The organism is Streptomyces yokosukanensis, assembly GCF_001514035.1.
Classification (GTDB): Bacteria; Actinomycetota; Actinomycetes; order Streptomycetales; family Streptomycetaceae; genus Streptomyces; species Streptomyces yokosukanensis.
The window spans coordinates 621,554-640,949 of record NZ_KQ948207.1; the positions used below are offsets into that span (position 1 = coordinate 621,554).

Sequence of the window (19,396 nt, forward strand, 5' to 3'; positions counted from 1 at the left end):
CTCTGCCGCCTGGCTCTGTGATGACGGGCCACGACGCGGACCGCCTCCTTGCTCGTCTCCGGCTCGCTCAAGGTGCCACCGTGGGCTGGGGCGCCGAGTGCGGCACGGTGAGTGCGTCGAGCAGGTGGCGGGCGTCGGCGGCGACGGGCAGGGTTCGGCCGGCGAGGTCGGTGGGGGTTTCCGGGTGGCTGGGGTTGATACGCACGAGGCGTGCATGGGGCAGGCGGCGGGTGAGGTGTTCGCCGGGCCATCGGATCACGCCGGGGGTGTTGAATCCTGCGCCGAGCTCCAGGATGAGCAGACGGGTACCGGAGGGGGCCGTGCCCAGCCAGTCCTGGAGGCGGCGGCCGGCGGGCAGGTAGGGGGATTCGATGAACTCGGGCCCGACGCGGACGTTGATCTCGACCTCGCCGCCGCAGTTCGGGCAGCGTGGCAGGGCGTCGGGGTCGGTGACGGCACCGGAGACCGGATCGTACGCGGCGAGGAGCCGTGCGACGAGGGGCTCGCTGTCCCAGACGGCGGGCGTGCAGGGGGTGGCGCACTGGTAGCGGCCGTAGTCGCCCTGCGGGGTGAATATCCGGTCGGGAGCGAAGCCGTTGCGGGCGAAGAGGCCGTCCACGTTGGACGTCATCACCCAGTGGTCCTTGTCGCCGACCAGCGCGCGCAGCCGCTGGTAGAGGGGGTTGGGGGTGGGGGAGAAGCGGATGTCGTCGATGTGGACGGCCCAGTAGCCCCACCGCAGGTCGGGCGGCAGGGGCACGCCGACGAGGTAGCGGGAGCGCAGGCCGAGGCGGTGCAGGGCGGGGAAGAGTTCATGGAAGCGGTCTTCGTCGCCGTAGTCGTATCCGGCGGCGGCGCTGAGTCCGGCCCCGGCCGTGATCAGGATGCGGTCGGCCTCGGCGAGCCAGCGGCGTATCGTGCCGGCGGCGCCTTCCAGCTCGAAGGTGGGATGGTTCATCGGGGCTGGGTTCCTCCGGTCAGTGCACGGACGTAGGCGGCGCGGTCGTCGTCCGCGTACACGTTGAAGATCACGCGGTCGAGGCGTGCGGGGTGGCGGTCGAGCCAGTCGGCCACGGTGTCCAGGGCGGTACGGGCCGCGGGCGTCCTGGGGTAGCCGAAGACGCCGGTGCTGATGCCGCAGAACGCGACGGTGCGCAGTCCGTCCACCTCGGCGGCGAGATCGAGACAGGCGCGGTACGAGGCCGCCAGAGCTTGCTGGTGCTGCGGGAGCACGGGCCCGTCGACTATGGGGCCGACCGTGTGCAGGACGTAGCGGGCGGGCAGGTGGTAGCCCCGGGTGATCTTGGCGGTGCCGGTCGGCTCCGGGTGGCCCTGCAGGGACATGATCGTGTGGCAGTCGGCGCGCAGGCGCGGGCCGGCCCCGGCGTGGATGGCGTTGTCGATGCACGGGTGCATCGGGGCGAAGCAGCCCAGCAGATCACGGTTGGCGGCATTGACGACGGCGTCCGCGTCCAGGGTGGTGATGTCGCCCTGCCACAGCGCCGTACGGTCGGCGGCCGGGTACGTGGTGCCGGGAAGTGTGTCGCGGACAGTGGGGAGCGAGGACGCGTCGGTGGTGTCGCGCGTCAGGCGTTCACCGGCCAGGAGCGCGTCCAGCACCCGGGTGGTTTCCGTAGGCAGCGGGCCCGGTCCGCGGACGGTCAGCACGGTGCGCAGCAGTCGCCGGGCCGTGGCATCGTCGAGCCGGTCCGTGGCGCCGGGGCGCCATCCGGCGCGCACCGCCGCCGGGTCGTGGCCCAGCAGGTCCAGTGCCTCGCGGACCTGGTCGGCGAGCCGGGTGGCCGGGTCCTGCCGGGCGACGGGCCGGAAGGGTTCGTCCAGGGCGATGCCGGCGCCGTAGGCATCGAGCGGCAGCGCGGTGGTGTGCACGGAAGCCTCCGGGCGGTGCGGGACGCGCCGACGCGGCCACCCGGCGTTGCCGGGGCGGCACGGCGGCACGGCGGCGCGTCCGTGCGTTCAGGCGGTTTCGAGGAGCCGGGTGTGGAGTTCGGCGACGAGGCCGCGGCCCGCCCGTCCGGTCGCGGCTTCGGAACAGGCCGTTCGATGTCAGAACAGGCCGTTGCCGTGGGGGAGTTCGGCCGCGATCGGGGCGATGACGTCCCAGTGCTCGACGATCTTGCCGTCGGCCACGCGGAAGAGGTCGTAGTACGCGACGGGCACCCCGAACTCGCCCTCGGACTGGAGCAGGACGAACTCGCCCTCGGCGATGACCTTGTGGACGGTCTTGTAGGCGAGGTTCTTGCCCTGCTCGGCCCACTTCGCGGCGGCGATCCCGAAACCGTGCAGGCCGTCCGCGGCCTCCGGGTTGTGCTGGTGGTAGGTCTCGGTCGAGATGTAGTCCGTGAGCACCGAGTAGTCGGCGCCGACCAGGACCTTCTGCGCGAACTCGGCGACCAGGGCGCGGTTGGCCTCGGTCGTCTCCGGCGCGGTGACCTCGGCGGGTCCGTCGGTCTGCGAGCGACCGGAGACGGTGCCGTCGACCACCGGGGTCAGGGCGTCCCAGTGCTCGGCGAGCTTGCCGTCGGCATCGACGCGGAAGATGTCGAAGGCGACGAGCGGTTCGGGGCCGAAGCCGTGGTACGTGCCGTGCAGGGCCACCAGGTCGCCGTCGGCGATCACCCGGGCTCCTTCGTAACGGAAGCCCTCCGGCAGCCCGGCGACCAGCTGGCGCAGGGCTTCGGGGCCGTCGGCGGCCAGGGCGCTGTGCTGGCGGTAGTCGGCGGCGACCCAGCGGTCCACCGCACTCGGGTCCTTCTGGCCGAACAGCTCGCCGGCGGCGGACAGGACGGTGTTCTTGGCATTGCTCATGACGGGGCGTCTCCTTGCAAGGTCAGGTCACGGGTGGGGCTTGGGGATGGTTCTCGTCAGGCGCTGATCGAGTGCGGCGCTCAGGGAATCGACTGAGGAAGCCGGGCCGCCCATCCGGTCGGCGCGTGTCGCCTTCGGCGAAGGCCCGCCGGGCCGGGCCGGAGCCGTGGCACCAGGGGCGGTACGCGTCGAACGCGTACGACAGCGACGCTCGCTCCGCCGAAGGCATCACACTCCGCCCCCCTCTTCTCACTTACTGCTTTCCGACAAGATCTCGATGTCGGATGAGCCGGCACCTCCAAGCTAGAGGCGGTGAACAGGCCGAATCGGATACGCTGGCGACTCACGATGGTCAAAAAGCGACACGATGCCGATCGCGGCATCCCGGAGATCTCCTTCGCCGCGCCTGCCGGAACACCTGCGGGCGTCGAAGTGCTGTCCCTCGCCGGCCTGCGCCGCCGCGTACGCGCCGAGTGGCTCAAGGCCCCCCAGCGTCCGGACTTCCACCACCTGCTCACCCTCACCAGCGGAACCCTGTGGCACACGGTCGACTTCACCGCCTACGCCCTGGCTCCTGGCTCCTGGCTCTGGGTACGCCCCGGCCAGGTCCAGCAGTGGGGCGATCTCACCCACGCCGAAGGCACCCTGATCCTGTTCCGCCAGGACTTCCTCGATCCGGCCACCACCGACGGCGCCCGCATCGAGGACCCGCACGCCCCGATCCTGCGCCGGCCCCTTCCCGACGACGCCGCGACCCTGCGGCTGGCCGCCGACCACCTCACCGCGGAGTTCCACGCGCTCGGGCACCTGCCCCTGGAGGTCCACACCGCGGCCCTGCGCCATCTGCTGGCCGTCCTCGTACTGCGCCTGGCCCACCTCACCACGCCCGCCGGAACTCCCGCACCCGAACCCGACGCCACCTACCTGCGTTTCCGTGACGCCGTGGAGAAGGACTTCACGCGCACCCGCCAGGTCGAGGACTACGCCGAGGCGCTCGGCTACTCGGCCCGCACCCTCTCCCGCGCCACCCTCGCCGCCGCCGGCCTCGGTGCCAAGGAGTTCATCGACCGTCGCGTCGTCCTAGAAGCCAAGCGCCTCCTGGCCCACAGCGACCGGACCGCGGCGCGCATCGCCGTCCACCTCGGCTTCTCCAGCGCGACCCACTTCAGCAAGTACTTCCACCAGCGCACCGGACAGACCCCGATCGCCTTCCGCACCACGGTCCGCGGGTACCCCACGAAGTGAAACCCGGCAGCCATCCGTGACCGCCCCGAAGTGTTCGTCGGCCAGGATGTCGTTGCAGGGGGCGAGGCCGACGTCGCCGTGGTCGGCGTCGAGGGGAGGCCAGCAGACAGAGGTGGTCGCCTTCATTGCGGTACTTTCTCGCGGTACTTCCTCGCCAGCGTGCCGAGGCTCGGTCTCGTCCTGTACGCCTCCCGGCGGCTTGGAAGCTCCAACTCCCCATTCCCGACGGCAGTGGCGCCCCCTGGCGTCAAGGTGACACACACATGAGCTTCGCGCCGTGAGATCGCGGCCGTCAGGGGGCTGCCCAACACCTGACGGCCGTGCCCCGATCCGCTCCGACGACCGCGAGGCCGGGCCAGGTGGTGGGCGGCATCTCGGACAGCTTCCCGTTTCAGGTCTCAGATAGCCTCTGAGCAGGAAAGACATCGAAGTCACGCTGGAGTGCCAACCGCCGCCGCCAAGCGCCGACCGCTACCCCAGGATAGGATCGCCCCTCAGGACGTTCCGGTGCCGGGTGAATGCTGCCGGAACTTTTCCGACATGACCATCGGTCATCCGCCCTCTTCTTCTCATGAATCTTGCTTGTACGAGACAGGCCATGCGCGGTGCGGCTACGGGCTGCATTCGTCCGCGTGCCCGGGCGCCTTCTGGTCCCCAGGTAAAGAACGGGCGTACACACAAGGACGGTAATGATGGTGATCAGTCGTCGTCAGTTCTCTGCTCTCGGCGCCGGAGCAGCGGCGGCCACGCTTTCCGGGGCGCCGGCAGCCCGGGCGGCAACCCGTCGCCGCAAACCCGCCGTACGCAATGTCGTACTTGTACATGGTGCCTACGCGGATGGCTCTTCCTGGGCGAAGGTCATCCCTCTGCTGCAAGCAGCCGGAATGAACGTCATCGCAGTGCAGAACCCCCTCACGTCTCTCGCCGACGACGTCGCCGCCACGAACTTCGCGCTGGCTCGGCAGGACGCGCCCACGGTCCTGGTCGCACACTCCTATGGCGGCACCGTCATCTCCCAGGCCGGGCTCGCACCGAACGTCGCTGCGCTCGTCTACGTCGCCGCCCGTGCTCCGGAAGCCGGCGAAGACTTCGCCGCGCTCTCCGCGAAGTTCCCCACCCCTCCGGTCAATTCCGGAATCATCACCTCACATGGCTTCAAGTTTCTGAGCCAGCAGGCGTTCCTCCAGGACTTCGCGAACGGCGTACCCAGGAAGGAGGCGCTCGAACTGTACGCGGTCCAGGGTCCGCTATCGACACCACGCCCACCACGAGCGTCGCCGCCTGGCATCAGAAGCCGACCTGGTACGCCATCTCGAAGAACGACCGCACCATCAATCCCGAGCTTGAGCGCTTCATGGCCAAGCGGATGAAGGCCACGACCATCGAGGTCGACGCAGGCCACCTGTCGCTCGTCACGCACCCGGAAGCGATCGGCAGGCTCGTCCTGCAAGCCGCGGCTCAGAACTGACACCGGTTATCCGGCGAAGCGGCACCCAACGGCGGCCCATCCTTCAACTGGGCAGCGCTGGAGACCGGAACCCTTGTCACCGCCGCCGCGGTGGTCGGCGCGAGTCCCCCCCCCCCGCGACAAGGCCGTCCCGGAACTGCTGCGGGCTCTGTGCCCCGGGGACGTGCGTCAAGTCTGGAAGATCCGGTCCAGGTGGTAGCGCAGGACGGTCGTGGCGGACTGTGCGTCGCGCTGGCCCACCAGGACGCTGGTGCCGAGTCCCGCGGACATGGCCAGCAGGCCGACCGCCTCCGCGTGGACGTCCACGTCGGCCTGGAGCAGCCCGGTGTCTGCCGCTTGGTGCAGCAGTGCGGTGAGCGTGCTCTCTGCGGCATCGGGATCCGTGATGAAGGGTTGGGCCGCGAGAGCCTCGTCGGTCACCGAGAGCACGGCGTACGAGGTGAAGAGCTGGTGGAAGAGGCGGCTTTCCTCGTCGACGGGCAGGGCCGCCGTCAGCAGTGCCTCGATCACCGCCCGCGGCCCGGGGTCGTCACCGGCGGCGCTGACCCGGGCGGTCACTCGTTCCCCGAACTTGCCGGCCAGATGGCGCAGTCCGAAGAGGAGCAGCTTCTCCTTGGATTCGAAGTAGTACTGCACCAGCCGGAGTGAGACTCCCGCCTCGGCCGCCACGTCGCGCATTCCCACCGCGTGCAGCCCGTGCCGTCCAGCGGCCTGGACGAGGGCCTCGGCGATCTCCGTGCGCCGCTGTGCGTGATCCACGCGCTTGGGCATGGTTCGGCTCTCCGCTCTTCGGCTTGTGTCCCAGATTTTTGATGATACAGCCGTACCACGTTTGTGGTACGTTCGTATCACAAAGACCGACTGCCCCCGGAGGTGGCCGTGCCCGAGTCCACAGCAACCCGTTCTCAGCCCGATGTCGGACGCTTCGTCAGTGACATCTGGCGTGAGCGCTACTTCGCGGCCTGCGACGCGCTCTACGCGCTGGGCGCACCCGCGTCCTGGGAGGGGGACGTGGAGACCTCCTTCGGGACCACCCACGTCTATCGCTACGACCCGGAAGACCCGGCCGCCCGCGAGCGGACCCCCGTCGTCCTCGTACACGGAGCCGGTTCCTGCTCCGCGATGTGGTACCCGAACACCCCTGCCCTCGGCGCCGAACGGCCCGTCTACGCCATCGACACCCCAGGCGACCCGGGCCGCAGCGTGCAGCGCGCACCGATCCACGAGCCCGAGCACGCCGCGCAGTGGCTGGACGAGACGCTCGCCGGTCTCGGGCTCGGCCAAGTGCACCTCCTCGGTTCGTCGTACGGCGGCTGGCTCGCTCTGAACCAGGCGCACCGCGCACCGGAACGCCTCGCCTCGGTCACGCTGCTCGACCCCGGAGGCCTGGAGAAGGTGGGGCTGCGCTTCTTCGTGTGGATCTTCGCCAGCCTGTTCGCCACTTTCGCCCCCAAGTCGCTGCGGCCACGTCTCGCGTCCTGGCTGGAACAACCCGTCCTCGTCGTGCCGGAACTGCGCACCATGATCCGGACCGGGGTCCGCGCCTACCGCATCCGCCGACCGGTGCCGCAGCCTCTCACCGAGGCCGAACTGTGCACCATCAGCACGCCGTTGTACCTGGTGCTCGGCAGGCGCAGCCTCCTGCTGCATCCCGACCGGCAGGTCGAACGCGTGCCCCGGCTGATCCCCGGTGCCAGGGCCGAGATCATCTCCCGGACCGGCCATGGCCCGCAGATCGACCACGCGGAGCTGACCAACAGGCGGATGCTGGACTTCATGGACGCCGCCGACCTCAGCCTGCCGACGCCGCGCCAGTGACCTGAGTCGGAGAGACGGACGCCGATGACGACATCGGCTGGACCCGTTCGCGTGCCCCGAACAGGCCTGGGCAGGGCTCGCACTCGCTCCACCACCGTTCTGGCGGACCGCGCCTACTCGTCTCGCGCCATCAGCAGTCACCTGCCGCGGCGTGGGCTCCGTGTGGTCATTCCGCAGCCAGCCGACCAGGTCGGGCACCGCCTGCGGCGGGGCCGTCGAGGCGGACGCCCGCCTGGTTTCGACGCCGAGGAGTACAAGCAGCGGAACACGGTCGAACGCTGCATCGATCGCCTCGAGCAGTGGCGCGGCCTGGCCGCGCGGTGCGACAAACTCGCCGTCGTCTACCAGGCCGCACTCCACCTCGCGGCCATCCTCATCCGGGCACGACGCTGACCAAGAATCTGAATCTAGTCAGTCCTGCGGTCCGCGGCATTGGCCACCATCTTGCGGAGCACCTTGAGTGCGGCCACGTACTCCTCATCGCTGATGCCCTGATGAATCACGGACCGGAGCTCGGTCACCAGCTCGCGCACCCGCGCTCGGGCAGCCTCGCCGAGATCGGTGAGGTGCAGGTGCTGCTCGGCGTCGAGCCCGAGCCAGCCACGATGGAGCAACTGATCGACAACCCGAGCCATCTCGTGTTCGCCATCGGCCAGCGGTGTCAGCTGGGTTACTACCTCCTCTCGGGTGGGCGATGCCGTGCCGCCGTTCACGTGGTTGAGTACCCAGTACTGCGGCTGTGTGACGTCGATTTTGGCCATGGCATCACGCAGATGTCGGGTGACGACCGTGTGAGCCAAGCCGCTCCAGTAGCCGATGGGCTGAGTAGCCAACATGTCGTCGGTTACCGTCGGGTCTGCCGGCGCCTGGTCCGTAATTCCGCCAGTCAACTGTTCCATGATCACGACGCTATGTTCGCCAGTGCATGCGCACCCACTCGGGGCGCCGTATCACGCCACGGCTCAACCCACTGAACTGGCGGGTCGCCGTCACCGAGGAGACAGGCCCTGAATCGGACAGGACCGTGGAGACGATGCCCTTGGAGAGCCGGCGCATCGCGGTGCCAGCTCGTTCAGTGTCTGCCAGGGCGTCGTGGCGGGGCTGCAGCTTCGGGGCTATGGAGCCGGTGTCACCGGCGAGGAGCTCATGGCGCCGCTGCTTGAGGATGCAGCGAGGGCAGGGACCCGGCCAGTTCGCCGTGGGATCGTCGGCCGGGTACCGGGTGCGGGTTGGCTCAGCCGAGGGCGTTCAGCATCGCTTCCTCGACGTGGTCGGCGGCGTTGCGGTGACCGCGGGCGTTGGGGTGCACGAAGGACAGCTGGTCAGGGGGAGTGATGAAGCCCTCCACCCACTTGCCGGCGTCGCAGACGCTGTGGTTCTGGGAGGAGTCGTAGAGGTCGACGAAACTGGCGGCTTCCTGTGTGCCGGTCGACTTCTCGATGGTCTTGTTGAGGGGTTCCAGGACGTCCTTGCGCAGCCAGTCCAGGTCGCCCTGGGTGATCGAGCCGAACTGCGTCAGGTCGTTGTAGCGGCACTTGGAGGTGTCCTTGGGGACGATGGTGGGGTAGCCGACGGCCAGGATCTTCGCGTGCGGGGCGCGCTCGTGGAGCACGGTGAGCATCCGGTCGTATTCCTTGCTCACCTTGGTCAGCCGGGCCGGGATGCCGGCGGCCAGGGCGTCCTTGCACGGGGTGCCCACGCCGCCGCTTCCCTGGCCCAGCTCCGGGCACTTGAGGAGGATGTCGCCGAAGCCGAGGGTGTTGCCGCCCACGCCGACGGTGATCACGTCGGTGCCGGGGCCCACCGCCTCGGACTGGGGCGGCACCGCGGGGAACGGGTAGTCCGGGTCCTCGGAGATGGGCGGCAGGTGACGGCCGATCGGCTCCTGGGCTTCGTCGGTGACGTTCTCGATGGTGGCGGCGCCACAACTGACGTTGGTCAGGTCGAAGAGCGAGCCGAGGTCGCGGTCGATGACCTGGGGGTAGGACTGGTCGGTGCGCTCGCAGCCATCGCGGGGGACTTCGAAGACGTCGCCGGCGGCCGGGATGACCCCGGCGGTGTAGGAGTCACCCAGTGCGACCCACTGGCGGTCCGCCGCGGCGGCGGGTTGAGCCCCGGCGAACTGCGCGGGGACAAGAGCGCCTGCGGCGAGAGCTGCGGCCGAGCCGAGCAGAGCCAGACGAGTGCGGAAGCGTGCCACGAATCCTCCAGGGATACGGTGTTGGCGTCGCTTTGACCATAAAGAGACCATCACTAAACGAACCAGATCCAATACGGACAGTCACCAGCGGACTGCGGGGTGCGTCTCTGTGGGTGACCGGGGCTCGGCGTGTCGACCGCTCACGCCCTACTGGCGACCGCTCTGATGCGGTATTTGCGCAGCGCTGGGGAGGTTCTTGATCGACTGCAGGATCCCGGTCGGACACACGTCCTCTCGGTGGCTGTCCTGTTCTCGATCATGTATGTCTCGGCGATGAAAGCTGGTGGCCGCCCACCGGAACGGCCTCGCCGCGGGCCCGCTTCACAGAACACGGATGTCGGTCATGCCAGTTGCGAAGGCTGGCGCGTCCCCCGCCTGGCCTGCGGTGGCACGTAGGGCCATGGGTCCTGCACGGCCGTCGCTGACGAGGCGGACTTTCGTGCTCAGGCTGCCGACGGCCACGCACTTGGACGCTCCCGCTCCGGGCTCCGGCGGCGTGCTGGTGGGCGCGGCGGACGGTGGAGTCCACCGGCACAGTCCAGCTGATGTCGCCAGCACCGTCGGCCGCCGCCAGGAGCGCGGCGAGAACCCGCTCCCAAGTGCCGTCCACGGCCCACCGGATCAACCGTCTGTGTCGAAGTTGTGGTCACGACCAGGACCGGTCCGCGCTGGTTGAACGTCCCTGCGGCGATGTTCGCCACCGGGCTGTCCCCGGGCGGACGGCAGCACCATCTGGGCCCACCGCCAGGTCACCACCGAGCCGATGCCCTGCGGATGATCCGCAGCGGGCGCTCGCCCCTCGTCGTCATCGATCTCGCGGACGCGTACTCGTTCCGGCACCGGACAGCCTGGTGAGACGGCGCCTGCCAGGACATGGTGACTTCGGTCGGTCAGCCTGCTACCGGACTCTGCGGGACCTATGCTCGCGTGAACCCGTGGCTCCGCTCCACTTTCGCCACATGCAGCGTGTAACTCTCGTACCACTCGGCTTGCCCACGCTTTTGCGCCGCGCGGTGCTCGGCGTTGCTCCGCCACTCTGTGAGGGCGTCGGCGTCGCGGAAGTACCCGACGGTGATGCCCAGCCCGCCAGGAGACTGCGCATGGTCCATCCCCAGGAACCCAGGGACATCCTTCACCAGGTCCTCCATGCGTGCATTGGTTTCGCTGTAGCCGCTCTGGTCCTGTGTTCGCACCGTGGTGAAGACAGCCACGTAGTAAGGGGGTTCAAATGCCTTGACGGGCGCGACAGGCGCTTCCAAGTGATCGCTCATGGCGCCACCGTAAGGCGGGATGCACCCAGCGATCCAGCGGCTTTCCTGAACGAGAATCATGAGGGATCGGGCTCTTGACCGAAGCCGTCCGATATCTCCCCCCGCAGCTCCGGGGAAACGGCTGCGCGCCCACCGGCTCACAGCAAAGGGCTTCGACATCAACGAGCTGTTTCTTACGCCTTCGCCAGGAGCCCTCGCACCTCGGCGCCTGCCGGCCTGTGCAAAACGGCGAGGTGTGCGTGGTGGATGTTGTTGAACGCCTTCACGACGTACGCCGATTCACCGAGGTACTGCTGGAGCCGCTCGCTGCTCGTGGTCGAGCCGTTCTCCAGGGCCTCGACCCTGCCGTCGCGCCGCGGAGAGTAGTTACTGGTGTTCTTGACCGTCTTGCCCGCGAGAGGCTCGCGCGGCACGGAGTCGAACGCCTTGAACGGTACGGTCACGATCACCCAGTCGCCTGCTGCAGACCCGGCCTCTGCCGGGGTCGCCGCCCGCGCCCGGGGACCGAGTTCCTCGACCAGGTCAGCCAGCGTCTGCGGGCCGCGCGAGTTGCTGAGCACGACGTCGAGTCCGCCATTCACGGCCAGCCTCGCGAGAGTGCTGCCGATCCGCCCACTGCCGATGAGTCCTCATGTGGCCACGCCGGGCCAACCAGTAGCGATCCGCGTGTATTCCGTCGGCGCTTCGCGCCGATCGAGAAGATGCGGCAGTGTCCAGAGGGCCTGGCCCGCTCGGTCAATCAAGATGGCCCTCGAATAGGTGGGCCCCGCTGACCGCCAAGCACGCGGTGGCTTGTCGGCCGGCTACGACAGCTGATGTGACGGATCAATAGGCGTCTGCGTCGGAGGAACCAGCGTGATCGGACCTTGTGACGGCTGCTTTGGCGGCTCGCTCGATCGTCGCGCGCTGGGTTGCCCAAAAGGCCGCGTCGCGCTGTGGAGTCGCATATTGGGCTGTTGTGCCTGTCGACTCGTCGAGTTGCTCACGCAGGATGTCGACGTGTCCAGCGTGTCGGCTGGTCTCGGTGAGCATGTGGACCAGGATGTTGAACAGCCTCACGTTGGGACGTGGCCACCAGGGTACGTAGCCGGGGGAGTCGATGGGGAGGGCGGTGATCGTCGCGTCCGAGTGCTCCCATACGCGACGGTAGCGGTCGATGATCTCCTCACGAGTCTCGTGCTCGGTCGCCCACAGGTCGGCGCCGCGTTCCCCGGCGTCGTCCCACCGGGGGAGAGGTTCGGGGAACGGCCGCTCGAAGACTTCGCCGAAGTACCTGGACTCCCACATCGACAGGTGCTTGACCAGGCCGAGAAGGTTCGTGCCCGTCGAGGTCAGGGGGCGGCGGATGTCGTACTCGCCGAGCCCGTCGAGCTTCCAGAGCAGCGCTTCGCGAATCTCTCGCAGATCGCTGTGCAGGTACTCTTTCGCGAAATCATCGATCATAGGGCACGAGGCTTTCATGCGCTGTCGCCGGCGTCCATGGTTCGGGGCGGGGTGCGGTTGTGGTCCCCACCCGGGAGGTGTCCTCTCCGTGTGCGCGGGCTCGGATCGGCAGGATGGCGCCTGGAGACGCGGCGAAGGCCGTGGGCGCGGTGCGGTCCGGAGACGAGGGCAATTTCTTGGAGGTGTCGACACCGGTTCGCTTCCCGCGAGCGCGCGACGGGGGAGAGGCCAGCAGGTGCAGGCCTCCCGACAACATGCCGATACACACCGGGAAATGGGGAACAGAGCCCCCTGCTATGGTGCGCGCATGTCATCGATCAAGCAGTTCCAGGTCACCTTCGATTGCGCCGAACCGGAGCGCGTTGCTCGCTTTTGGAGTGAGGTGTTGGGGTACGTGGTACCGCCGCCGCCGGAGGGGTTCGCCACGTGGGACGATTACAACCGTTCCCTGGCTCCTGAGCAGAGGGATTCCTGGTTCGTATGCATTGATCCCTCAGGCGTGGGTCCGCGACTGTACTTTCAGCGCGTACCGGAAGGCAAGGTCGTCAAGAATCGGGTGCATCTGGATGTGCGGGTCGGAACCGGGCTCGTGGGTGAAGAGCGCCTGGCCACGCTTGAGGCCGAATGCGCACGACTGATCGCACTCGGGGCGGTGCGCGTGCGCCTACTGCTTGCCGATGAAGACAACGAGTCGTGCATGGTGATGCAGGACGTCGAGGGCAACGAGTTCTGTCTCGACTGAGCATCCTCCGAGACGGTGAGGTGGGGCGCCGTCTCCCTCCGGCCTCTTCCTCTTCGTCGGTCAGCCTCCGTGGTCGCAGCATCTAGGCTTGGCCGGTTCCGAGGGCGTTGCGCAGGAACAGCGTGGCCTGGTCGATGGCTCCGCGGGCGGCTTTGGACTGGCTGAGCGAGTTGAGCATCATGAAGTCGTGGACTGTGCCGTCGTAGCGCACCGTGGTCACCGGGACGCCGGCTGCCCGGAGCTTGGCGGCGTACGCCTCACCCTCGTCGCGCAGCACGTCGGCCTCGTCGACGATCAGCAGGGCGGGCGGCAGGTCGGAGAGTTGCTCGACGGTAGCGCGGTTGGGAGAAGCGGTGATCTCCGCGCGCTGGTTCGGGTCGGTCGTGTAGGCGTCCCAGAACCACTCCATCAGCTTGCGGCTCAGGTAGTAGCCGGTGGCGAACTGGTCGTAGGAACCGGTGTTCATGGCAGCGTCCGTGACCGGGTAGTACATCGACTGCTGTACAAACTTGATGTCACCACGTTCCTTGGCCATGAGGGCGAGTGCGGCCGTCATGTTTCCGCCGACCGATTCCCCGGCCACTGCCATGCGCGTCGCGTCCAGTCCCTTGGACGCTCCCTCGCGGACGATCCACTGCGCGGTGGCGTAGCCCTGCTCGATGGCCACGGGGTAGTGGGCCTCGGGCGACGGCGTGTACTCCACGAAGGCCACTGCCGCACGTGCGCCGATCGCCAATTCGCGCACCAGGCGGTCGTGGGTGCCGGCGTTGCCCAGGACCCAACCACCACCGTGCATGTACAACACGACGGGCAGCGTTCCGGTGAGGCCCTGCGGTTTGACGATGCGTACCCGTACATCGCCCACCGCGGCCGGTACGGTGATCCACTCCTCGTCGGCCGGCAGCTTGTCGACCGGGGCGGCCTGAAGGTCGTCGAGGACCTTGCGCGCTGCGATCGGATCCAGCTCGTACAGGAAAGGGTGCTGGGAGGTTGCGTCGGCGAGGTCCTGTGCCTCTGCCTCAAGAACGATTGAGGCGGTCTGAGCAGCCATGGGAATACTCCCTGGGAAGTCCGAGAAGCGCATGGTGACGAGCGCACGAGACCGAAGAGCGCCGCGGTGCGCTCGGGCTGCGGGGCGGCCGATGGGGCCTGCGCCCTGGTTCTGGCCCCCGATGAGGCTAAAGCCAGCATAGTCACGCATTGTCCGCCACTGCATTCCAAGAAGGCGCCCGCTCCCGTCCCGCCCCCGGGGTGCGCGACTGCCTCACCGAACCTCAGGCCGCCGGGAAGTCCGTGCGATGGTGTCAGCCGGTGCCCGCTGCGGGGGCGAACGGTCCGTCCAGGGCAGCCCATTGCAGGAGCAAGATGGTCTTGCCGTCGGTGATGCGTCCGTCCCGGGTCATGGCGAGGGCCTCGGCGAAGGGCAGTTCAAGGACCTCGATGTCCTCGCCGTCCTCCTCGAGTCCGCCGCCGGCTCCGGGGCGGTCGGCCGGGGTGTAGGGGGCGGCGAAGAAGTGAAGGCGTTCGGTGACGGAGCCGGGGCTCATGTAGGCGTCGAGGACGTGGGTGAGCGGACCGAGGGTGACGCCGAGTTCTTCGGCGCTCTCGCGTCGGACGGCGGTGGGCGGATCGTCCGCTTCGAGCAACCCCGCGGCCGCTTCGATGAGCATGCCGTCGGGATGGTCGTTGACGTAGGCCGGGTAGCGGAACTGGCGGCAGAGCAGGACGCAGCCGTGCGCGGTGTCGTAGGGCAGGACGACGGCACCGTTTCCGCGGTCGTAGGTCTCGCGCGTCAGGGTTTGCCAACGTCCGTCGCGGCGGCGGTAGTCGAAGGTGGTGCGCCGCAGGACGTGCCAGCCCTGGGAGGTCAGCTCGACCTCGCGGATCACGACGTCGGGGTTCCGGTCCAGGTTGCGCCCGGCCTGGTCGAGGCCGGTGCGGCCGCGGTGGTCCGGCGTGTCGATGCCGGGGCGGGGTTTCACGGGGTCTCCTGCGGGGTGCGGCGGGGGATCTCGGTCACGTCGTGGTAGACGGGCAGGCCGCGATGGCGGGCCGTGGCGACGTCCTGGTCGGCTCCGGCGGAGTCGCCGGGCAGGCGCAGTACGGCGTCGCAATGGGCGAGCAGGCGGTCGGCGGCCGGGTAGAGCACCTGGTCGGCGAGGGGGTCGGTGGGGCCGGCGCCGACGGAGCGCAGGACGGGCAGGGCGATCCATTCCCCGATCACGGGGAGGTGGCCTGCGGCGAAGACGGGCCAGGCGGCGGCTTCGAGGTGGGTGAGGTTGGCGGCCATGGCCTGCGGGTCGCCGTCTGTGCCGGAGCGGTAAGGCCCGGCGATCAGGATGAGCATGGGCTTGTCGGTCATGGCGCGCTACGATACATGCAGAAACGTGCAAGAACAGGAGAGAATACGGATGCTGGCTGCTGAACGGCGCGATCACCTGCTCGCCCTGCTCGCGAACGAGGGCAAGATCGTCGCCAAGGACGTCGCCGCCGGACTGGGGATTTCCGAGGACAGTGTGCGGCGTGATCTGCGCGATCTCGCCGCCGAGGGACTGTGCCAGCGGGTCTACGGCGGCGCACTGCCCGTTTCGCCGGCGGTGGTGGACTATGCCGCCCGGCAGGCCGTGACCCCGGACGCCAAGCAGAAGGTCGCCTCGGTGGCCGCCGGGTTGGTGCCGCCGGGCGGCGTGTTGATTCTCGACGGTGGAACCACCGCCCTCGCTGTCGCCCGCGCACTCCCGAAGGATCTCGCCTGCACGGTGATCACCCACAGCCCGACGATCGCGGCAGCCCTGCTCGACCATCCGCAGGCGGAGATCTTCCTGCTCGGGGGCCGCATCTTCAAACACTCGGCGGTTGCCTGCGGTGCTGCCGCGGTCGAGGCCGCGCAGAACGTCTCCGCCGACCTCTGCCTGCTCGGCGTCACCGGCGTACACCCCGAGGCGGGACTGACCACTGGAGACGCCGAGGAAGCGGCGATGAAGCGCGCCCTGGCCGCGCGGGCCGCGGAGACCTACGTCCTCGCCTCCTCCGAGAAGATCGGCACGGCTTCGCGGTTCCGCGTCCTGCCCTGGGCCGAGGTCAGCGGACTGATCACCGATGCCGACCCCCACGACGCGGTCATCGAGCAGCTCAAGGCACTGGGCGTGGAGATCTTGGCAGCCGACTGACAGTCACGAATCGACCCGGGCGGGGGATCGTCGACCGGCCCACCGGCCCACCGGTGCGTCATCGTCCGTGGACAGCGAAGTCAGTCGGACGCGAGGCGCTGACCTGCGCGGACCAACTTCGCTGCCGACGCGGCACCGTGGCGCCGGCCCTGCCCGCTGACCAGGTCGCCGTCTCAAGTGGGTGGCACCGTACGGGACCGTCACCACGGCCGCCTTCGAATCGCGGTCCGCCGGTCGCAGCGACCACATGTAGTGACGCCTCGCCGAATTTGAGCCAACTTGACAGCCGCTACGCCCCGATTGCCGACAGAGAGGTTGTCGTGTTCGCGACGAACTCGTTTACTGCGGACAGCAGTTGAGACTCAAGGAGGCGCACCAGTCTCATGATCAAGCGAATAGCCGTCCTGACGGCACTGATCCCGGCCATGCTGAGCACTACGGTCGGCGTCGCTTCGGCGCACTCCGCGCCGCACGCGACCACGGCGGTTGTCACCCTGACCTACGACGCCGGCGATGCCGGTCAGTGGGCGGGACCGATCGAGCAGGCGGTGAGCAACTGGAACGACGCGGTGCACAACGTGCGCCTGGTGCCGACGAGCACCCCCGGTTCGGCCGACTACGTCTACGAGGCGACCAGCGGCTGGCCGCAGACCACGTTGGGGCCGATCTTCCCCGGTGGCAACGGTGACGTGGAGTTGGGCCAGCAAGCGGTCGACGAGGGCTACGACATGACCCGGATCGCGGCGCACGAAACCGGGCACATCCTCGGTCTGCTCGACCACTACAGCGGCCCGTGCTCGGAACTCATGTCCGGCCACGGCCCCGGCACGTCCTGCACGAACGCCAAGCCGGACGCGGCCGAGGCGGCGCAGGTCGACAAGAACTACGCCTCCGGCACACCGGCTCTGCGTCCGCATCGCCACCAGGTGGTGATCGACGTCTGGTCCGACCGGAGGCTCACCGAGCCGCGCTGAGCTTGTCCTTCAAGGTCGGGGGCTCCTGGAGCGGATCGATGTGGTGGGCCGGATCGCAAACGCGTCCGTGAGGGCCCTGCGGAACGCGTGCGCCGCGGGTGACGGTGGTGTGCGTTCGAGCAGGTGGATTCGCCGCGTGACCACGGGATCGGCCAGTGGTCGGACGGCGAGAGCCTGGGAGCCGAGGAGCGGCAGGACTCCTGTCGGTACGGCGCTGACGCCGATGTTCGCCGCGACCAGTCCGGCCACCGTGGGCACCCCCCGGGCAGTGACGAGAGCGCGGGGGCTGGTGCTTGCCGCGTCGAATCCGAAGTCGGTCAGCGCGCGGACGGTGCTTCCGGGCAGCAGGGCGACAAAAGGGTGCTGCGCCAGTTGCGCCCAGGTGATCTCGTCCAGGGCGGCGAGAGGACTGTCCGGAGGCATGACGGCGACCAGCGTGTCGGTGGCCAGCAGTTCGACGTCGGCGAAGTCGGGAACCAGGTGCGCCTGCCGGGCTTCGCACACCGCCAGATCGACGTGTCCGGCCTTGAGCATGTTCAGGCCTTCGTCGGCCGGTACGTCGTAGACGGTGACCGAACGGCCCGGCCTGCCGCGGGTGAACTCTCTGACAGCGGCCGGCAGCACAGTGGCCGCCACGGAGGGCAGTACGGCGACGGCGACCTCGCCGTTCTCGCCCGCCTGGTATCCGTCCCATTGCCGGTGAGCGCGGTCGGCGGCGGCGAGGACGCTTCGGGCGATCTCCAGGTAGGCGCGGCCGGCGTCCGTCAGTTCAACCGTCCGTGTGGTGCGCGTGAACAGCGTGGCGTTCACCACGCGCTCCACGAGGGCCACGGTCCGTGACACCACCGGCTGGCCGATGTGCAGGTCGCGGGCCGCGCCGCTGAACGAGCGGTTGCGGGCCACGGCGTCGAGGACCGCCATCTGGGACAGGGACACCTCCATGTCGTCAGAGCATAGGTCCATGCAGAATCAATGTCTTCTCGTGGACAAATGGTCCACCTAGCGTGGAGGCGTCGCCCCGCCTGAACGCAGACAAATGGCGGCTGTTTTCAGGAAGTTGATGTCATGGGAGTCAGGATGCTCGCGGCAACCCGGATCGGCTGCGGGGCCGGGTTCGCCGGCGACCGCTTCGCCCCGGCATCCGACCTGCTGGACCGTGGTGAGCTGGACTACCTCGTGCTGGAGTGCCTGGCCGAGCGCACGATCGCCGCGGGCACGCTGCGCCGTCTGACGGACCCACAGGGCGGGTACGACCCGCTCCTCGAACGGCGGTTGACCCCGCTGCTGCCCGCGGTGGCAACACACGGCACACGACTGGTCACCAACCTCGGTGCGGCCAACCCCGCGGCCGCCGGCGAAGTGGCGGCCCGGCCCGCCCGGCGACTCGGCCTTGAGCTGACCATCGCCGTGGTGACCGGAGACGAGGTGACGGCGCCCATGGACCCCGGCCGACCGGCGCAGGGGGACGGACGGCCCTGGCCGAACAAGGCCGTTTGGTCGCCGCCCATGCCTACCTGGGCGCGGACGCCGTCCGCGCCGCGCTGGACACCGGTGCCGACGTGGTGATCACCGGTCGCGTCGCCGACCCCTCGCTGTTCGTCGGCTGCGTGGCCCACCATCGCGGGTGGGACCTGCGGGACGCCGACCTGGCCGCCCGCGGCACGCTGGTCGGCCATCTGCTGGAATGCGCGGGTCAGGTCACCGCAGCTCAGCTGGGCTACGAGATCGGTGATCCGTCGGACTGCGTCACTCCCGATGTGGTCACTCCCGATGTGCGGGCCGACTTCACGGGCGTCGTCATCGAGGACCTGGGCGGCGACCGCGTACGTGCCAGCGGAGCACGGGGACGGACGGCTCCCGATGACCTCAAGGTCAGCGGGGGCTTCCAGGCCGCCTACCGGTGTGAGGCCGAGTTCGACTACTGCGGGTCCGGCGCCCGCGGTCGAGCCGCACTCGTGGCGGCAGTCGTGCGTGAGCGCACTCGGGGAGTCTTCCGCCGCCCGGGGGAGGACCTGCTGGGAGTCGATCCGATGGTGCGGCCGGACGGCACCCTGCTGCCGGGTTCGGGCCGGTGCCGATGTCCATGGTCGCGCACGCGGATGAAGCGGACACGGCTGCCCGGCTCGGCGAGGAGGTCACTGCGCCGTACTCCAACGGTCCCGCCGGAGGAGGCGGCGTCCGGGTGACCACCGAACCGGTTCTCGGCATGGTCTCCAGCACGGTGCACCGCAGCGCC

General features: G+C 69.0%; 21 protein-coding genes and 2 pseudogenes. 9 read left to right on the top strand and 14 right to left on the bottom strand.

Annotated features, from left to right (window positions below; all coding sequences use genetic code 11):
* Nucleotides 1–67 precede the first annotated feature (67 nt).
* The 3 genes from AQI95_RS05925 to AQI95_RS05935 all read right to left on the bottom strand — a co-directional run bounded on the left by AQI95_RS05925 (nt 68) and on the right by AQI95_RS05935 (nt 2,829).
* Nucleotides 68–958 carry an SIR2 family NAD-dependent protein deacylase gene (locus AQI95_RS05925; RefSeq protein WP_067118354.1) on the bottom strand — a complete coding sequence of 297 codons (891 nt, stop codon included), beginning with the start codon at nt 956–958 and terminating at the stop codon, nt 68–70.
* On the bottom strand, nt 955–1,890 hold the full coding sequence (locus AQI95_RS05930; RefSeq protein ID WP_067118357.1) for a protein-ADP-ribose hydrolase: 936 nt from the start codon (nt 1,888–1,890) through the stop codon (nt 955–957). The genes AQI95_RS05925 and AQI95_RS05930 overlap by 4 nt, the downstream gene beginning before the upstream one ends.
* Before the next feature lie 177 nt (nt 1,891–2,067).
* On the bottom strand, nt 2,068–2,829 hold the full coding sequence (locus AQI95_RS05935; protein ID WP_067118360.1) for a nuclear transport factor 2 family protein: 762 nt from the start codon (nt 2,827–2,829) through the stop codon (nt 2,068–2,070).
* Nucleotides 2,830–3,177: 348 nt separating this feature from the next.
* On the opposite strand from AQI95_RS05935, the gene AQI95_RS05940 reads away from it, so the two are divergent.
* A complete protein-coding gene (locus tag AQI95_RS05940; protein ID WP_067118363.1) occupies nt 3,178–4,074 on the top strand; it encodes a helix-turn-helix transcriptional regulator in 897 nt (298 codons plus the stop codon).
* 689 nt (nt 4,075–4,763) lie between these two features.
* Complete coding sequence (locus AQI95_RS05945) at nt 4,764–5,444, top strand: esterase/lipase family protein (RefSeq protein WP_208614078.1); 681 nt, start codon at nt 4,764–4,766, stop codon at nt 5,442–5,444.
* Nucleotides 5,445–5,710: 266 nt separating this feature from the next.
* Here AQI95_RS05945 and AQI95_RS05950 read toward each other — a convergent pair whose 3' ends face one another.
* The gene (locus AQI95_RS05950) at nt 5,711–6,313 is read right to left on the bottom strand and encodes a TetR/AcrR family transcriptional regulator (RefSeq protein ID WP_067118366.1); all 603 of its coding nucleotides are present in this window, start codon (nt 6,311–6,313) and stop codon (nt 5,711–5,713) included.
* Between the two features lie 108 nt (nt 6,314–6,421).
* Here AQI95_RS05950 and AQI95_RS05955 point away from each other — a divergent pair, with 108 nt between their 5' ends.
* Both AQI95_RS05955 and AQI95_RS05960 read left to right on the top strand, forming a co-directional pair.
* Nucleotides 6,422–7,360, top strand: coding sequence for an alpha/beta fold hydrolase (locus AQI95_RS05955; RefSeq protein ID WP_107121564.1), 939 nt, complete (start codon nt 6,422–6,424; stop codon nt 7,358–7,360).
* Between the two features lie 45 nt (nt 7,361–7,405).
* Nucleotides 7,406–7,753: pseudogene (locus AQI95_RS05960) on the top strand (transposase); the annotation flags it as partial.
* A gap of 14 nt (nt 7,754–7,767) precedes the next feature.
* Here the strand turns inward: AQI95_RS05960 and AQI95_RS05965 are convergent.
* The 6 genes and pseudogenes from AQI95_RS05965 to AQI95_RS05985 form a co-directional block, all read right to left on the bottom strand.
* Nucleotides 7,768–8,259: a MarR family winged helix-turn-helix transcriptional regulator gene (locus AQI95_RS05965; RefSeq protein ID WP_067118836.1), complete on the bottom strand. Its 492-nt coding sequence runs from the start codon at nt 8,257–8,259 to the stop codon at nt 7,768–7,770.
* A gap of 335 nt (nt 8,260–8,594) precedes the next feature.
* Nucleotides 8,595–9,560 (bottom strand): SGNH/GDSL hydrolase family protein, encoded by a 966-nt coding sequence (locus AQI95_RS05970; protein WP_067118372.1) that lies wholly within the window; start codon nt 9,558–9,560, stop codon nt 8,595–8,597.
* Between the two features lie 327 nt (nt 9,561–9,887).
* A pseudogene (locus tag AQI95_RS50305) lies at nt 9,888–10,203 on the bottom strand (transposase family protein); the annotation flags it as partial.
* 274 nt (nt 10,204–10,477) lie between these two features.
* Complete coding sequence (locus AQI95_RS05975; RefSeq protein ID WP_067118839.1) at nt 10,478–10,831, bottom strand: antibiotic biosynthesis monooxygenase family protein; 354 nt, start codon at nt 10,829–10,831, stop codon at nt 10,478–10,480.
* A gap of 173 nt (nt 10,832–11,004) precedes the next feature.
* Entirely contained in the window at nt 11,005–11,454 is a 450-nt protein-coding gene (locus AQI95_RS05980) for an NADPH-dependent F420 reductase (protein ID WP_279616996.1), read from the bottom strand.
* A 202-nt stretch (nt 11,455–11,656) separates the two neighbouring features.
* Nucleotides 11,657–12,274: a DinB family protein gene (locus AQI95_RS05985; RefSeq protein ID WP_067118375.1), complete on the bottom strand. Its 618-nt coding sequence runs from the start codon at nt 12,272–12,274 to the stop codon at nt 11,657–11,659.
* 307 nt (nt 12,275–12,581) lie between these two features.
* Here AQI95_RS05985 and AQI95_RS05990 point away from each other — a divergent pair, with 307 nt between their 5' ends.
* Nucleotides 12,582–13,016: a VOC family protein gene (locus AQI95_RS05990; protein ID WP_067118378.1), complete on the top strand. Its 435-nt coding sequence runs from the start codon at nt 12,582–12,584 to the stop codon at nt 13,014–13,016.
* Nucleotides 13,017–13,098: 82 nt separating this feature from the next.
* Here the strand turns inward: AQI95_RS05990 and AQI95_RS05995 are convergent, their stop codons facing one another.
* The 3 genes from AQI95_RS05995 to AQI95_RS06005 form a co-directional block, all read right to left on the bottom strand.
* Nucleotides 13,099–14,067, bottom strand: coding sequence for an alpha/beta hydrolase (locus AQI95_RS05995; RefSeq protein ID WP_067118382.1), 969 nt, complete (start codon nt 14,065–14,067; stop codon nt 13,099–13,101).
* Nucleotides 14,068–14,320: 253 nt separating this feature from the next.
* Entirely contained in the window at nt 14,321–14,998 is a 678-nt protein-coding gene (locus tag AQI95_RS06000) for an NUDIX domain-containing protein (protein ID WP_067118385.1), read from the bottom strand.
* On the bottom strand, nt 14,995–15,378 hold the full coding sequence (locus AQI95_RS06005; protein ID WP_067118388.1) for a DUF4406 domain-containing protein: 384 nt from the start codon (nt 15,376–15,378) through the stop codon (nt 14,995–14,997). Before AQI95_RS06005 ends, AQI95_RS06000 begins: the two co-directional genes overlap by 4 nt.
* A gap of 49 nt (nt 15,379–15,427) precedes the next feature.
* Here AQI95_RS06005 and AQI95_RS06010 point away from each other — a divergent pair, with 49 nt between their 5' ends.
* Both AQI95_RS06010 and AQI95_RS06015 read left to right on the top strand, forming a co-directional pair.
* Nucleotides 15,428–16,186 (top strand): DeoR/GlpR family DNA-binding transcription regulator, encoded by a 759-nt coding sequence (locus AQI95_RS06010; RefSeq protein WP_067118391.1) that lies wholly within the window; start codon nt 15,428–15,430, stop codon nt 16,184–16,186.
* Nucleotides 16,187–16,569: 383 nt separating this feature from the next.
* Nucleotides 16,570–17,160, top strand: a complete 591-nt coding sequence (locus AQI95_RS06015; RefSeq protein WP_067118394.1) for a snapalysin family zinc-dependent metalloprotease — start codon at nt 16,570–16,572, stop codon at nt 17,158–17,160.
* A 9-nt stretch (nt 17,161–17,169) separates the two neighbouring features.
* On the opposite strand, the gene AQI95_RS06020 is transcribed toward AQI95_RS06015, so the two are convergent.
* Entirely contained in the window at nt 17,170–18,102 is a 933-nt protein-coding gene (locus AQI95_RS06020; RefSeq protein ID WP_067118397.1) for a LysR family transcriptional regulator, read from the bottom strand.
* Nucleotides 18,103–18,225: 123 nt separating this feature from the next.
* Between AQI95_RS06020 and AQI95_RS49785 the strand changes: the two genes are divergently transcribed.
* Both AQI95_RS49785 and AQI95_RS49790 read left to right on the top strand, forming a co-directional pair.
* On the top strand, nt 18,226–18,726 hold the full coding sequence (locus AQI95_RS49785; protein WP_208614079.1) for an acyclic terpene utilization AtuA family protein: 501 nt from the start codon (nt 18,226–18,228) through the stop codon (nt 18,724–18,726).
* On the top strand, nt 18,654–19,346 hold the full coding sequence (locus AQI95_RS49790; protein ID WP_208614080.1) for an acyclic terpene utilization AtuA family protein: 693 nt from the start codon (nt 18,654–18,656) through the stop codon (nt 19,344–19,346). Before AQI95_RS49785 ends, AQI95_RS49790 begins: the two co-directional genes overlap by 73 nt.
* Nucleotides 19,347–19,396: the final 50 nt, after the last annotated feature.

Excerpts from the sequence above, each read along its gene's own strand:
- AQI95_RS05925 (WP_067118354.1), bottom strand. The coding sequence starts at position 958 with ATGAACCATCCCACCTTCGAGCTGGAAGGCGCCGCCGGCACGATACGC.
- AQI95_RS05935 (WP_067118360.1), bottom strand. The coding sequence starts at position 2,829 with ATGAGCAATGCCAAGAACACCGTCCTGTCCGCCGCCGGCGAGCTGTTC.
- AQI95_RS05940 (WP_067118363.1), top strand. The coding sequence starts at position 3,178 with ATGGTCAAAAAGCGACACGATGCCGATCGCGGCATCCCGGAGATCTCC.
- AQI95_RS05945 (WP_208614078.1), top strand. The coding sequence starts at position 4,764 with ATGATGGTGATCAGTCGTCGTCAGTTCTCTGCTCTCGGCGCCGGAGCA.
- AQI95_RS05950 (WP_067118366.1), bottom strand. The coding sequence starts at position 6,313 with ATGCCCAAGCGCGTGGATCACGCACAGCGGCGCACGGAGATCGCCGAG.
- AQI95_RS05965 (WP_067118836.1), bottom strand. The coding sequence starts at position 8,259 with ATGGAACAGTTGACTGGCGGAATTACGGACCAGGCGCCGGCAGACCCG.
- AQI95_RS05975 (WP_067118839.1), bottom strand. The coding sequence starts at position 10,831 with ATGAGCGATCACTTGGAAGCGCCTGTCGCGCCCGTCAAGGCATTTGAA.
- AQI95_RS05985 (WP_067118375.1), bottom strand. The coding sequence starts at position 12,274 with ATGATCGATGATTTCGCGAAAGAGTACCTGCACAGCGATCTGCGAGAG.
- AQI95_RS05990 (WP_067118378.1), top strand. The coding sequence starts at position 12,582 with ATGTCATCGATCAAGCAGTTCCAGGTCACCTTCGATTGCGCCGAACCG.
- AQI95_RS05995 (WP_067118382.1), bottom strand. The coding sequence starts at position 14,067 with ATGGCTGCTCAGACCGCCTCAATCGTTCTTGAGGCAGAGGCACAGGAC.
- AQI95_RS06005 (WP_067118388.1), bottom strand. The coding sequence starts at position 15,378 with ATGACCGACAAGCCCATGCTCATCCTGATCGCCGGGCCTTACCGCTCC.
- AQI95_RS06010 (WP_067118391.1), top strand. The coding sequence starts at position 15,428 with ATGCTGGCTGCTGAACGGCGCGATCACCTGCTCGCCCTGCTCGCGAAC.
- AQI95_RS06015 (WP_067118394.1), top strand. The coding sequence starts at position 16,570 with ATGATCAAGCGAATAGCCGTCCTGACGGCACTGATCCCGGCCATGCTG.
- AQI95_RS06020 (WP_067118397.1), bottom strand. The coding sequence starts at position 18,102 with ATGGAGGTGTCCCTGTCCCAGATGGCGGTCCTCGACGCCGTGGCCCGC.
- AQI95_RS49785 (WP_208614079.1), top strand. The coding sequence starts at position 18,226 with ATGGGAGTCAGGATGCTCGCGGCAACCCGGATCGGCTGCGGGGCCGGG.